Source organism: Rhodococcus sp. NPDC060090 (assembly GCF_042729855.1).
Classification (GTDB): Bacteria; Actinomycetota; Actinomycetes; order Mycobacteriales; family Mycobacteriaceae; genus Rhodococcus.
Genome location: NZ_JBHWXB010000027.1, coordinates 1 through 14,067 on the forward strand (window position 1 = coordinate 1; position 14,067 = coordinate 14,067).

Here is a 14,067-nt window from a genome sequence, read left to right on the forward strand (position 1 = left end):
GTGTGGCTCCACCGAGATGGAGCCACACCGGCCTCGCGCGACGGGGACGTGTATGTGTGTGACCGATATGATATGCGAGGTCAGAGCTTGCGGATGACCGTGACGACCTTGCCGAGAACGACGGCGTCATTACCCGGGATCGGCTCGAACATCGGGTTGTGCGGCATGAGCCAGATGTCGTTCTTCACCCGCTTGAACGTCTTGACCGTCGCCTCGCCGTCGAGCATGGCTGCGACGATATCGCCGCTCTCGGCCACGTTCTGCTGACGGACCACGACCCAGTCGCCGTCGCAGATCGCTGCGTTGATCATCGATTCGCCGACGACCTTCAGCAGGAACAGCGACCCCTGGCCCACGACCTCACGAGGAAGAGGGAAGACGGCTTCGATCGACTCCTCGGCGAGGATCGGTCCGCCCGCCGCGATTCGTCCCACCACGGGAACGAGTGCGGCCGACGGGATGTCGTCGGAGGAGAGGGCCGGAATTACCTCGCCGTCGCTGTCGGGCGCGACTCGAGGGTCGTCGAATCCGCGTACGTCGACCGCGCGGGGGCGGTTGGGGTCGCGGCGCAGCATGCCTTTGCGCTCGAGAGTGCGGAGTTGGTGTGCGACCGAGGACGTGCTGTTGAGGCCCACAGCGTCTCCGATTTCGCGGATGCTGGGCGGGTAGCCCCGCTCGGCGACCGAGTTGCGAATCACCTCGAGGACGCGGCGTTGACGCTCGGTGAGCGCGGTGCCGTCGGTGCCGGACGGCTTCTTCGGCCGGCTGGTCGCGGAGTTGGCGTCCGTCATGTCGTGACCTCCGTGCGTCGAGTTTCTGATGTGTTGTGTGTGATCTATCGAATCTAACCGGATCCGAGCCTTATATCAAACATCTGTTCGAGATTCTTTCGAACAAACCGGCGACAAGGTTGCGGTGGTCATGGTAGAAAGTTCGAACAGACATTCGTTCGAATGCGTGGGCGAAGCTACCGACCCCGACTGCCACGGAGGATTCGATGGGCACAGTACTGTTGACGGAATTCCGGAGTGCCGCTCCGGCCGGAACCATTGCGATTCCGCTGGCCGAAGCGCCACTGTGGGTGGCGGACAGTGATCAGTACCCGAGAAGGTCTGGGAGATCCTGCGCTCGCCCGCCAGGTATCCGCATCGGGCTCGGGCGTCCACTGCTGCAGGTTCTCGCAACGGTGTTGTGCACGGCGGTCGCGGTCACTGCGATCCTGTGCATCGCGCACCTTCGCGCGAGCGAGGTTGCAGCGGACTCCACCCGCTCGATACCGGCTGCCACCGACGCACCATCTCCGCCCTGGATGAGGGGTGCGGCCACCGGTGGGAGATGACGGTGCGGTGTCGACCAACCCGGACTTCAGGAGTGCAGCACACGTGCGGGTATTGTCTGAATCTGTCAGTCACACCACCCCGTGTGGTCGCGTCGGGACGACCTCGCCCCCGGGCGAGATCGATCTTTCGAACACGGCATCGTTTCGTCGGCGACGTCGCGGCCACTACGGCAGCGACGAAGGAATCGACATGTATTGCCCGTATTGCCGGCACCCCGACTCCAGGGTCGTCGACTCGCGTGAAGCCGACGAGGGCGCCGCGATTCGCCGCCGTCGGGCATGTCCGGAGTGCGGTCGCCGATTCACCACGGTCGAGGCCGCCGTGCTGTCCGTCGTCAAGCGCAGCGGCGTCACCGAGCCCTTCAGCCGCGAGAAGGTCGTGCGCGGTGTCGCGCGAGCCTGCCAAGGGCGCCATGTCGACAACGACGCCCTGAACAAGCTTGCGCAACAGGTGGAAGACGCTGTGCGGGCCAAGGGTGCACCGGAGATTCCCAGTCACGAGGTGGGGCTTGCGATCCTCGGGCCGCTGCGCGACCTCGACGAGGTCGCCTACCTCCGCTTCGCCTCGGTGTACCGTTCGTTCAGCTCCGCTGAGGATTTCGAACGTGAGATCACTGAGCTGCGCGAACATCAACGGACCCGCGATGTGTCCGCCGACGCGGACTGAGCAGGCCACGCCCGAGACAGGCCGGTGCGGCGGCTGGAGGGTCAGCGGACCGAATCGATGGCCTTGAGTACGCGCTTCTCCGACACCGGAGCGCGCGTGCCCATTCCCTGCGCGAACAAGCTCACGCGTAGTTCCTCGATCATCCAGTAGATGTCCACCACGTCGCGTGCGGCTCGGCGTTCTTCGGTCGACCGCGCGAGCAGCTTGTCGTAGGCCGCGTATACCCGATCGAGCACATCCATCGCCTGAGCATCGCGATTCGCGCTTGCAGGCAGCGCTTCGAGGCGCTGAGCTGCAGCAGCGAGGTAACGCGGAAGGTCGGCCAGACGACGAGTGCCCAGGTCGGTGACGAACCCGGCGAAGAGCAACGAAGACAGCTGCTCTCGTACGTCGTCCGCGGCTTCGCCGCGAACAGAATCCAGTAGCACGCCCACCTGATGGGCTCTGCTCAACACCGGCACCACGGACTTCAGTAGATGCGCGACTCTCCCGGGTAGTTCGCTGCGCACGACCCTGACGAGCGCGTCGAATTCGTCAGGAGTGCGTACCGACTTGCCGTGTGCAGCGATCATCTCGTCGACCGCGCACGTCCGGCAGTCCTCGAGGAGAGCGTCGAACGAACCGTCCGGGTTGCGGCCGAGCGCCAGCCGCTCCGGATTCGTCAAACCGGAGGTCGCGACCTTCGCCTTGGTGGGTGCGGCGGCGAGAAGGAGCGCGCGCAACCCTGTTCGGGTGGCGGCACGTTGCGCCTGCGGCGTGCTCAGAACGCGTACCGCGACCCCCTCGCCCTCGGGCACCAGGGCGGGATAGCCGGTCACCTGCTGGCCACCGACATCGCGTGTGACGGTCTGGGGGAGAGTGCCGAGGGTGTCGGCGGTCCACACCACTGTCGGCGCGCGTTCGGTACCCGCCGCAGCGCGCGCGACCTCGGCGTCGACTCGCGTCGACAATTGCTTCCGCAGCGCGGCGAGGCTCTTGCTGCGTCCCAGGACCTTGTCGTTCTCGTCGACCGCCGCGAACGTCATCTTCAGGTGGTCGGGCAGTGCCGACGGTGCGAAGTCGCCCGGTTCGATCCTGCAGTTGCCCAACCGCGACAACTCGCGGGCGAGCGCGTTGACGAGCGGTTCACTACGCGCGGTCACCGAGGCGAGGGCGGCCTTCGCGAAATCGGGTGCCGGAACCACCTGACGTCGAATCTGTTTCGGCAGGCCCTTGATCAGGACGGTGACGAGTTCGTGCCGCAGTCCCGGGACCAGCCAGTCGAATCCGACGGGCCGGACTCCCGCGAGCAGCGCCACGGGGATCCTTGCGGTGACCCCGTCGTCCTCGGTGCCGGGCTCGAACTGGTAGGTCAGCGGGAACTGCAGCTCGCCCTGACGCCATGCGTCGGGATAGTCGCCTTCCAGAACCGTGGCCGCGTCCTGGTTGACCACCGTCTCGGGTGTGAAGGTCAGCAGATTCGGCTGCTGCTGCCGGGTCTTCTTCCACCAGGTATCGAAATGCTTTGCCGAGACGACTTCTGGGCCGACACGCCGGTCGTAGAACTCGAACAGAGTCTCGTCGCCGACGACCAGGTCGCGCCGCCGCGCGCGATGCTCGAGCTCTTCGACGTCGTCGAGCAACGCCCGGTTCTCGTGGAAGAACTTGTGGCGGGTCTGCCACTCGCCAAGCACGAGTGCGTGCCGGATGAACAGCTCGCGCGAGACTTCGGGCTCGATCCGTCCGTACTGCACCCGGCGCTGCGCGACGAGTGGGATGCCGTAGAGCGTGACGCGTTCGTACGCCATCGCCGCCTGCTGCTTCGTCGACCAGTGAGGTTCCGAATAGGTCCGCTTGACCAGGTGCGGAGCCAGCTTCTCCGCCCATTCGGGTTCGATCCGTGCCGCCATCCGGCCCCACAGCCGTGACGTCTCGACCAGTTCACCCGCCATCACCCACCGCGGCGGCTTCTTGAACAGGGACGAGCCGGGGAAGATCGCGAAGTGCGCCCCGCGTGCCCCGAGGAAATCGTGCTTGTCGCCCTCGCGGAGCCCGACATGCGACAGCAGACCGGCGAGCAGCGACTGGTGGATCGCGTCGTCGCCGACCTCCTGGTGCGCGGTCTCCCAGCCGAGGCTCAGCGTGATCTGACGAAGCTGCCCTTGCAGATCCTGCCACTCCCGGATGCGCATCCAGTGCAGGAACTCGGTGCGGCACAATTTGCGGAACTGGTTGGACGACAACTCTTTCCGCTGGTCCTTGAGGTAGTCCCACAGGCGCAGGAAGGCGAGGAAATCCGATCCATCGACGTTGAACCGGGAGTGTTTCTCGTCGGCCGCCTGCTGGTGCTCGGTGGGACGTTCGCGTACATCCTGGATCGACAGAGCCGACACGATGATCAGGACCTCGCGCAGACACCCGTTGCGATGGCCTTCGACGATCATGCGCGCCATGCGTGGATCGACAGGCAGCCGTGCGAGTTCCCGGCCGGTACCGGTCAAACGGGGGGTCTCGTCCTTGCCTGTGGGTTCGATCGCGCCGAGCTCGTGGAGCAGTGCGATACCGTCGCGGATCGCGCGCGGGTCCGGCGGCTCGACGAACGGGAACGCCGCGATATCACCGAGACCGAGCGCTGTCATCTGCAGCACGACCGAAGCGAGGTTGGTGCGCAGGATCTCGGGCTCGGTGAACTCGGGGCGCGACTCGAAGTCGTCCTCCGAATACAGGCGGATACAGATGCCGTCGGCGACACGACCACAACGACCGGAGCGCTGCCGAGCGGAGGCCTGCGAGATCTCCTCGATGGGCAGTCTCTGCACTTTCGTCCGTACCGAGTACCGCGAGATGCGGGCCGTACCAGGATCGACGACGTACCGGATGCCGGGCACGGTGAGCGAAGTTTCGGCGACGTTCGTCGACAGCACGACCCGGCGCCCGGTGTGGGAGGTGAAGACGCGGTGTTGTTCGGCGGCCGACAATCGGCCGTAGAGGGGGAGGATTTCGGTATTGCGTAGCTTGCGATCGCGTAGTGCATCGGCGGTGTCGCGGATCTCGCGCTCACCCGACAGGAACACGAGGATGTCGCCGTCGCCGGCCGACTGCAGCTCCTCGACCGCCTCGCACACGGCATCGACGGGATCGCGGTCGACGAGTTCGTCGCCCCTCTCGACGGTCAGCGGTCGATACCGTACCTCCACCGGATAGGTGCGCCCGGAGACCTCGACGATCGGGGCAGATCTGCCCTCGGCGTCGGCGAAGTGCTGCGCGAACCGTTCGGGGTCGATCGTCGCCGAGGTGATGATCACCTTGAGGTCGGGTCTGAGGGGGAGTAGCTGCGCGAGGTACCCGAGAAGGAAGTCGATGTTGAGGCTGCGTTCGTGTGCCTCGTCGATGATCAGGGTGTCGTAGCGCCGCAGCATCCGGTCGCGCTGGATCTCGGCGAGGAGAATGCCGTCGGTCATCAGCTTGACCAAGGTGTGGTCGGACACCTGGTCGGTGAAGCGCACCGTGTAGCCGACGGTGTCGCCGAGTTCGGAATCGAGTTCTTCGGACAGTCGCTCGGCCACTGCACGCGCCGCGATACGGCGGGGCTGTGTGTGCCCGATGAGACCGCGCACTCCGCGCCCGAGTTCGAGGCAGATCTTCGGGATCTGAGTGGTCTTGCCGGACCCGGTCTCACCGGCGACCACGACGACCTGGTGGTCGCGGATGGCGTCCGCGATGTCGTCCTTGCGCTGGGAGACCGGTAGGTCTTCCGGGTAGCGAATGGCGGGGACGGACTCGGCACGTCGCGCGAGGCGACCGCGCGCGGTGTCGATGTCGCCGGCGATCTTGGTGAGCGCGTCGTCGCCGCGGGCTCGATCGATGCGCCGACGGAACCGATGCTCGTCGCTGAGCGACACCTCGGTCAGGGCTTCGCGAAGGTCGCGACGGCTCGGGGCAGGAGAGATGGACATGCTGGTGATACAGCTTAGCGAGTGTCGATGCCGTGCGGCGACACAGGCGCCGTCGACGTGTGGGCGCTCGCGCGATCGAACCGGCTTGCCGAGCGCGCGATTCGCAGCCGCGGAAAGCCGGCAGGCGCGGGCGAAGGCGCACCCGGGCGGGTAGGGGCACCGCGTTCGATACGAACCCATACGATGGCGGAGAACCGAGAGCCGTGGACAGGAGCTGACTGTGGGTGCGTTGTGGCACGGATTCGCCGATATGGGTGCGGTCGAACGGGACGGGGCCTTCGTCGTGGCCCGTGGAGAGGGCGCATACATCTGGGATGATGCCGGCACCCGCTATCTCGACGCGACGGCAGGCCTGTGGTTCGCCAACGTCGGACACGGTCGCACGGAGATCGGTGAGGCCGTTGCTGCGCAGCTCTCGAAGGTCGCGCACTTCTCGAACTTCGGTGATTTCGCTGCCGAGCCCACGATCGCCCTCGCCGAGAGGCTCTCGGCCATCGCGCCGATCGTCGGCAGCAAGATCTTCTTCACCTCGGGTGGATCCGACTCGATCGACACCGCAGCGAAGCTCGCTCGCCGCTACTGGCAGGAGAGTGGACGGTCGAGCAAGACACTGATCGTCAGCCGGGAGAAGGCCTACCACGGTATGCACGTCGGCGGTACGTCGATGGCGGGAATCCCCGTCAACGCAGAGGGCTACGGCCCACTGTGGACCGACACCGCCACCGTGCCCTGGGACGACGCGAAAGCTCTGCTCGAGCTCATCGAGAAGGTCGGAGCCGACAACATCGCTGCGTTCTTCTGCGAACCGATCCTCGGCGCCGGGGGCGTGTACCTGCCGCCGAACGGCTACCTCACGGAGATCCGCGACATCTGCCGCGACCACGACATCCTGTTCGTCGTCGACGAGGTCGTGACCGGGTTCGGCCGGATCGGCGGTTCGTGGTTCGCATCGACGAAGTTCGATCTGCAGCCCGACATCGTGACCACAGCAAAGGGCCTGACCTCGGGATATCTGCCGATGGGAGCGGTGTTCGTGGCACCACGCGTCGCCGAGCCGTTCTTCGCCGGTGGCGTCTGGTGGCGTCACGGCTACACCTACGGCGGTCATGCGGCGGCAGCTGCGGCCGCGCATGCCAATCTCGACATCCTCGAACGCGAGAACCTGCTCGACGAGTCGGCACGCCTCGAGAAGACGCTCCACGAGAAGCTCGCCCCGCTCGCGGATCATCCACGGGTTGCGGAGGTCCGTAGCGGTATCGGTGCGGTGGCGGCTGTACAGCTTGTCGATCCAGGGGAGGCCATGGGCTTCGTCAAAACCCTGCGGGAACACGGCATCTCAGGCCGCGCTGCCGGTCAGGGCGCGATGCAGATCTCACCGTCGTTCGTCATGACGGACGATCAGGCGCAGGCTCTCGCCGACGGCTTCGCTGCCGCCCTGGGCTGACGTCCTCTGGGCAGACCGAATCGCTCAGGCCCCGGATCGGATCCGCCGCAGCAGACGGCGGATCCGGGTCTTCGCGCTCATTCGAACCGCGGTGAGGGGTACTTCTCCGGTGCCGTCCTGCGCCGCGACCGCTCGTGCGTACCGTTCGTGCAGTACCGAGCGGATTTCGTCCGGGCTGTAGTCGCGGCGCTTGCGCTCGTTGCGCAGCGTGATCGCACCGGTCGCCGCCACACCGACGACACCGGCGAGTCCGAGCAGCTTCCACATCGTGCTGGTACGAGGGGCCATGCACTGACCCTAGCTGGCTATAGGTCTTGTCAACCGTTCGTGACAGTGTTGTGCTCATGCAACACGGAGGCGCCATCCCACCTGCTCCGACGCCGTCACGAGTCACCCTCGACGAGGCGGTGGATCTCACACGGACGGGGGACATCTGGATCTTCCGCGGGACGAGCGGAGCGGACAGGGCGATCCAGACCCTGACCAATGCCCCTGTCAACCACGTCGGGATGTCGCTGGCGTTCGCGGATCTACCTCCGCTGATGTGGCATGCGGAGCTGGGACGCAGCCTGCCGGACATGTGGACCGGCAGGCATCAGCGCGGTGTCCAGCTGCACGACCTGCGCAGCGCAGTGCAGGTGTGGGGTGCTCGCTACGGGCAGCGCGGGTGGCTTCGTCAACTCTCGGTCCCCGTCACCGCGGAACAGGAAGATCAGCTGCTGCGCACCATCGCTCGTCTGGACGGAACGCCGTTCCCGTCGACGGCGAAGCTCACCGGACGCTGGTTTGCCGGTCGTCTGCCACGCCTGAAACGACGTGAGTCCGGTCTCGAAAGTGCGTATTGTGCAGAGGTCGTCGGGTTGACGATGGAGGCGATGGGCCTACTCGAACAGCGACGTCGCGGGAGCAGTTGGTACGACCCGGGGCGCTTCTGGAGTGGCGACAGATTGCCGTTGGCGCCCGGCGTTGCACTCGGTGGTGAGATCGAAGTGGTTCTCGAAGCGAGTGACATTGCGGCGGGTGAGGCGCTCGGCGGGAAGCCGACGACCGCGAGCACTTGGCCGACATGAGGAAAGGGACCCCTCCGAGGAGAGGTCCCTTTCTCGGTGATGCAGTAGATCAGGCGCCGGAGATCAGGCGTTGGTACCGGCGAGAACCTCGCCGGCAGTGATCGCCTGGGCTACGCCCTGGAGGGTCGCGGCGACCTTGACGGCCTCCCAGACCTGCTCCTTGGTGAGGCCCTCCTTGCGAACGACGTTGTCGTGCGCGGCGGTGCAGTCGTGGCAGCCGTTGATCGTGGACACTGCCAGCGACCACAGCTCGAAGTCGGCCTTCTCGACGCCGGGGCTGCCGATGATGTTCATCCGCAGGCCCATACGGACCTGTGCGTACTCGTCACCGAGGAAGCTCTTGGCCCGGTAGGCGACATTGTTCATGCCCATGATCGACGCTGCGCCGAGTGCGGCGTTGTACGCCTCGGCCGACAGGACGTCAGCGGCTTCCTCGGAGATCTCCTGGAGCACGGTCGCCGACCTGGTGGCGGCCGCGGCGGCGAGGAACGTGCCCCACAGCTGCTGCTCGTTGAGCTCTGTCGAACGAGCGAGCGAGCTCAGGTTGAGCTTGAGATCTTTCGCGTACTCGGGGAGAGCGTTCTTCAGGTTGTCGACACTCACTGCAGCGCCGCCTTGACGAGCTCACCCGCGTTGAGGGTCGGGTCGTTCTTCTTCCAGTTGCATGCGCACAGCTCGTCGGACTGCAGAGCGTCGAGGACGCGGAGGACCTCGTCGACGTTGCGGCCCACGGAACCGGCGGTGACGGACACGAACTGGATCTCGTTGTTCGGGTCGATGATGAAGGTGGCACGATCGGCGACGCCGTCGGCGTTCAGGACACCGGTTGCCGAGACGAGCTCACGGTTGAGGTCCGACAGCATCGGGAAGGGGAGAGTCTTGAGCTCTTCGTGCTGTGCACGCCACTGGAAGTGCACGAACTCGTTGTCGACGGACGCGCCGAGGACCTGCGTGTCGCGGTCTGCGAACTCCTCGTTCAGCTTGCCGAATGCGGCGATCTCGGTGGGGCAGATGAAGGTGAAGTCCTTCGGCCAGAAGAAGACGACCTTCCACTTACCTGCGTAGTCGTCGCTGGTGATGGTGGTGAAGTAGTCGTCGGGCTGTGCAGCGTCGACCTGCGACAGGTCGCCGCCGATGAGGGCCTTCAGGTTGAAAGCGGGGAACTGATCGCCGATGGTCAGCAATGCCATTTTCGGTCCTCTCGTGGGTGTCTCGTGAACAAGCGAGTCGATCGCGCACGCCACGCACGTCGACGTGGGGCGGTGCGTTACCGGACGATCCTTGCGGTCCGTTCTCCGGTATGAGATTCATCCTGCCGGAAAATTTTCAAAAGGTAAAGGTGATTACTCGCACTATACTGATAGGCGTGTCCGATCAGACTTATCACCCGACCCTGTCACAGCTGCGTGCGTTCGTGGCGGTCGCCACGTACAAGCACTTCGGAACTGCCGCAGCACGATTGAGTGTGAGCCAACCCACACTGTCGCAGGGTCTTGCGTCGCTCGAGAACGGGCTCGGCGTGCAATTGATCGAGAGGAGTACCCGCCGTGTGCTCGTCACTCCGGCCGGCGCGCGACTCCTCGCCCAGGCCAAGGCGATCCTCGACGCCACAGACGGGTTCGTCGCCGCCGCAGCCGGCGTCTCCGACGGATTCTCGGGCCCGCTGAAAATCGGGCTGATCCCCACCGTAGCGCCCTACTTCCTTCCCGGCCTGCTCCCCGAACTACGCACGCGCATGCCGAATCTCGCCGTGCACGTAATCGAAGACCAGACGGCCCGACTTCTCGGTGCGCTCCGTTCCGGCACCCTCGACGTCGCCGTACTCGCCCTGCCGTCCGACGTCGCAGGTGTCGTGGAGATCCCGCTGTACACCGAAGATTTCATCCTCGTCGTCCCCATGGATCATCGTCTCGCCGGCAAACGAGATCTCCCACTGTCGCTCCTCGACGAACTCCCGCTCCTGCTCCTCGACGAAGGCCACTGCCTCCGCGACCAGACCCTGGACCTGTGCCGATCGGTGGACGCCCGACCCGATGCGGGCGACACACGGGCAACCTCGCTGGCCACCGTCGTGCGATGCGTCGCAGGTGGTCTCGGTGTCACACTCGTACCCGCGTCGGCAGTGCCGGTGGAAACGGCCGGTGGCGACCTGGCCGTGGCACACTTCGCTGCACCAGAGCCGGGGCGCACCATCGGGCTGGTCTTCCGGGCCTCGAGTGCACGCGCCGACGACTACCGCGCGCTGGCGGACGTGTTGCGGTCACAGGCACCGCCGCAATCCAGAACCATCAGCTGATCAGCTGCGTCCGCGGCGGGAGCGCCCGGAGTGTTTCCCACGGCTGGTCGTTGCCCGCCGCGACTTCGGTTTTTTGTCGCCGACAACCTTCTTCGGTTGCGAACCCTGACGCTCGCCCCGACGTTTGCCCGTGGAGCTCGGTGAAGCCTCGGTTCCGGTGTGATCCTGCCTGCCACGGGAACTGTTCGCAGTCCGGCCTCGCACGATGCCGACGAACTCGTCGACATGATCGGTGGTGCGGTCGGTGAGCCAGACGAGGCCCACCTGCGACTGCGGAGCATCGATGACCGGCCGATACGTCAGATCCTTGCGATGATGCAGCCGGGCGAGTGATTGTGGAGTCACGAGCACCCCCACCTCGGACGCGACATGCGAGATCGCGTCCTCTGTGGTCGCGGGCCGTTCGAACGCGCCCTCGCCGGGCAGACTCACCCAATCGAGCACATCATCGAGGGGGTGCAACACGGTCTCGTCCGCGAGGTCCGCCACCGACACCTCGTCGACCACCGCAATGGCGTGCTCCTTCGGTACGACCACCACCGAGGCCTCCGTGTAGAGGGTGATCACCGACAGCCCGTCACGCTCGAGTGGCAACCTCAACAGCGCGATATCTGCCCTGCCGTCCCTCACGCACTCGGCTGCCGAGGTCGAATCCACCGGAACCAGCTCGATCGGTACGCCCGGACGCCGTTCCTTCCACACTCGAACCCACTTGGCCGGGGTTACGCCGGGGACGTAGGACAGGCGAAACGCCGCAGCGGACTCATCGTTCACCGGAACCAGGGTACCGGTCCTGTGCGGAGCTCAGCCCTCGACGATCTCGAACTCGTCGAAGACGACCTCCCCGGCCGCATCCGACTCGGCGAGGTTGACCTCCCCGAGCAGCGCCCAACCGTGATCGCCCGCGGGATCGGCGAGGGTCTGACGCACCCGCCACACGTCCGAGTCCATCTCGGCCGAGAACAACAGCGGGCCTCGTGCATCGGGCCCGGTACCGATCTCGTCGTACTCGTCGAAGTAGAGCTCCAGCAGATCCGACCAGTCCTCCGCGTCGAGCCCGTCACCGAGTTCGGCGAGGTCGTTCCAGCGTCGACGTGACGCGAGTTCGACACGTTTGAACATCGCGTTGCGCACCATCACCCGGAACGCGCGGATGTTCGCAGAGAGCGGTCGCGGTGTATCGGCGCCGAAGGCGATCTGCTGATCGTCGGATTCGGCACCCGGGTTGGTGAGCGACTCCCACTCGTCGAGCAGGGACGAGTCGACCTGTCGGATCAGCTCGCCGAGCCACTCGGTGATGTCCTCGAGTTCCTCGGTACGCGCGGCGTCCGGAACTGTCTGACGCAGCGCCCGGTACGCATCGGCGAGATACCGCAGCACCAGGCCTTCCGATCGCGCCAGTCCGTAGTGGCTCACCTGCTCGGCGAACGTCATCGCACGCTCGACCATGTCGCGCACGACGGACTTCGGCGCCAGCGGGAACTCGGACACCCACGGGTGCCCGCCACGGTAGGTCTCGAATGCGGGCTCGAGAAGCTCCACGAGCGGCTTGGGCCAGGTGACCTCTTCGAGCAGTTCCATCCGCTCGTCGTACTCGATACCGTCGGCTTTCATCTCGGCGACCGCTTCGCCACGCGCCGCGTGCTGCTGCGCCATGAGGATCTGACGAGGATTGTCGAGGGTCGACTCGATCACCGATACCACGTCCAGCGCGTACGTGGTCGACGCCACGTCGAGCAGCTCGATCGCGGCCAACGCGAACGGGGACAGAGGCTGATTCAGAGCGAAGTCACGCTGCAGATCGACGGTCAGACGTGCCGTACGTCCGTCCTCGTCGGGTTCGTCGAGCTGTTGCACGATCCCCGCCTGCAGCAGACCGCGGTACAGCGAAATCGCCTTGAGGATGTGCTTGCGCTGTGCGGACCGCTGTTCGTGATTGTCCTCGAGTAGGTGACGCATCGCGTCGAAGCAATTCCCGGGCCGCGCAATGACGTTGAGAAGCATCGAATTGCTCACAGCGAACCGGGACTGCAGCGACTCCGGGGATGCGACGATGAGCTTGTCGAAAGTGGCCTGACCCCAGGAGACGAATCCCTCGGGAGCCTTCTTGCGTTGGACCTTGCGTCGCTTCTTGGGATCCTCACCGGCCTTGGCGAGTGCGCGGATGTTCTCGATCTCGTGCTCCGGTGCCTGCACGACGACGCTTCCCATCGTGTCGTAGCCTGCGCGCCCCGCCCGCCCTGCGATCTGGTGGAACTCACGCGCCTTGAGCTGCCGCGTGCGGGTGCCGTCGTACTTGGTCAGCCCCGTGAGCAACACCGTGCGGATCGGCACGTTGATACCCACACCGAGCGTGTCCGTGCCGCAGATGACCTTGAGAAGCCCTTCCTGCGCGAGCTTCTCGATCAGGCGCCGATACTTGGGCAGCATACCGGCGTGGTGGACGCCGATTCCGTGCCGGACCAGTCGCGAGAGAGTCTTGCCGAATCCGGTCGTGAACCGGAAGCCGCCCAGTGCGTCGGCGATGGCCGCCTTCTCCTCCTTGGAACACATGTTGACGCTCGTGAGGGCCTGCGCCCGCTCGAGCGCCGCGGCCTGCGTGAAGTGGACGACGTAGACCGGGGCCTGATGGGTGGTGACGAGCTCTTCGATGGCCTCGCCGATCGGAACCTGCGAGTACGAGAACGTCAGGGGAACGGGCCGTTCCGAGCCTGATACCTCGACCGTGGGCCGACCGGTTCGCCGCGTGAGATCGTTCTTCAGGAAAGTGACGTCGCCGAGTGTCGCCGACATGAGCAGGAACTGCGCGTGGGGAAGTTCGACGATCGGCACCTGCCACGCCCAGCCGCGTTCGGGCTCCGAATAGAAATGGAATTCGTCCATCACGACCTGACCGATATCGGAGTCCGCGCCCTCGCGCAACGCGAGGTTCGCAACGATCTCGGCGGTCGCGCAGATGATCGGAGCCCCCGCATTGACGGACGCGTCACCGGTCATCATTCCGACCAGGTCGGCTCCGAACACGTCGCACAGCGCGAAGAACTTCTCACTCACGAGCGCCTTGATCGGTGCGGTGTAGAAGGTACGTCTTCCGGTGGCCAGCGCGTGGAAATGGGCGCCGAGGGCGACCATCGACTTACCCGAACCGGTGGGCGTCGCAAGAACCACGTTGGCGCCGGAGACGAGCTCCATCAACGCCTCCTCCTGCGCCGGGTAGAGCGTGATGCCCCGGTCCGTCGTCCAGGAGGTGAACGCGTCGAACAGAGAGTCGTCGTCGACAGTGTCGGGTATCAGATCCGGAAGCAGCACCGCTCCA

11 protein-coding genes are annotated in these 14,067 nt (G+C 65.5%); 4 read left to right on the plus strand and 7 right to left on the minus strand.

Annotation, left to right across the window (positions count from 1 at the left end):
* Positions 1–80 precede the first annotated feature (80 nt).
* A complete protein-coding gene (gene lexA, locus ACFWCF_RS25040) occupies positions 81–791 on the minus strand; it encodes a transcriptional repressor LexA (protein WP_378567485.1) in 711 nt (236 codons plus the stop codon).
* A 738-nt stretch (positions 792–1,529) separates the two neighbouring features.
* Here lexA and nrdR point away from each other — a divergent pair.
* Positions 1,530–2,006 (plus strand): transcriptional regulator NrdR, encoded by a 477-nt coding sequence (gene nrdR, locus ACFWCF_RS25045; protein WP_378491119.1) that lies wholly within the window; start codon positions 1,530–1,532, stop codon positions 2,004–2,006.
* Between the two features lie 41 nt (positions 2,007–2,047).
* Here nrdR and hrpA read toward each other — a convergent pair whose 3' ends face one another.
* A complete protein-coding gene (gene hrpA / locus ACFWCF_RS25050) occupies positions 2,048–5,941 on the minus strand; it encodes an ATP-dependent RNA helicase HrpA (protein ID WP_378567488.1) in 3,894 nt (1,297 codons plus the stop codon).
* A gap of 250 nt (positions 5,942–6,191) precedes the next feature.
* Here hrpA and ACFWCF_RS25055 point away from each other — a divergent pair, with 250 nt between their 5' ends.
* The gene (locus ACFWCF_RS25055; RefSeq protein WP_378567562.1) at positions 6,192–7,385 is read left to right on the plus strand and encodes an aspartate aminotransferase family protein; all 1,194 of its coding nucleotides are present in this window, start codon (positions 6,192–6,194) and stop codon (positions 7,383–7,385) included.
* Positions 7,386–7,409: 24 nt separating this feature from the next.
* Here the strand turns inward: ACFWCF_RS25055 and ACFWCF_RS25060 are convergent, their stop codons facing one another.
* Positions 7,410–7,673: a hypothetical protein gene (locus tag ACFWCF_RS25060; protein WP_378567491.1), complete on the minus strand. Its 264-nt coding sequence runs from the start codon at positions 7,671–7,673 to the stop codon at positions 7,410–7,412.
* A 56-nt stretch (positions 7,674–7,729) separates the two neighbouring features.
* Here ACFWCF_RS25060 and ACFWCF_RS25065 point away from each other — a divergent pair, with 56 nt between their 5' ends.
* Positions 7,730–8,455: a hypothetical protein gene (locus ACFWCF_RS25065; RefSeq protein ID WP_378567494.1), complete on the plus strand. Its 726-nt coding sequence runs from the start codon at positions 7,730–7,732 to the stop codon at positions 8,453–8,455.
* Between the two features lie 63 nt (positions 8,456–8,518).
* Here the strand turns inward: ACFWCF_RS25065 and ACFWCF_RS25070 are convergent, their stop codons facing one another.
* Together ACFWCF_RS25070 and ACFWCF_RS25075 are read right to left on the minus strand one after the other, a co-directional pair.
* Entirely contained in the window at positions 8,519–9,058 is a 540-nt protein-coding gene (locus tag ACFWCF_RS25070; protein ID WP_378567497.1) for a carboxymuconolactone decarboxylase family protein, read from the minus strand.
* Positions 9,055–9,645: a peroxiredoxin gene (locus ACFWCF_RS25075; RefSeq protein WP_378491124.1), complete on the minus strand. Its 591-nt coding sequence runs from the start codon at positions 9,643–9,645 to the stop codon at positions 9,055–9,057. Before ACFWCF_RS25075 ends, ACFWCF_RS25070 begins: the two co-directional genes overlap by 4 nt.
* Positions 9,646–9,821: 176 nt before the next feature.
* Here ACFWCF_RS25075 and ACFWCF_RS25080 point away from each other — a divergent pair, with 176 nt between their 5' ends.
* Entirely contained in the window at positions 9,822–10,751 is a 930-nt protein-coding gene (locus ACFWCF_RS25080) for a LysR substrate-binding domain-containing protein (protein WP_378567500.1), read from the plus strand.
* Here the strand turns inward: ACFWCF_RS25080 and ACFWCF_RS25085 are convergent, their stop codons facing one another.
* Positions 10,752–11,525 (minus strand): LysR family substrate-binding domain-containing protein, encoded by a 774-nt coding sequence (locus ACFWCF_RS25085; protein ID WP_378567503.1) that lies wholly within the window; start codon positions 11,523–11,525, stop codon positions 10,752–10,754.
* Between the two features lie 30 nt (positions 11,526–11,555).
* The gene (locus ACFWCF_RS25090) at positions 11,556–14,060 is read right to left on the minus strand and encodes a DEAD/DEAH box helicase (RefSeq protein WP_378567506.1); all 2,505 of its coding nucleotides are present in this window, start codon (positions 14,058–14,060) and stop codon (positions 11,556–11,558) included.
* Positions 14,061–14,067: the final 7 nt, after the last annotated feature.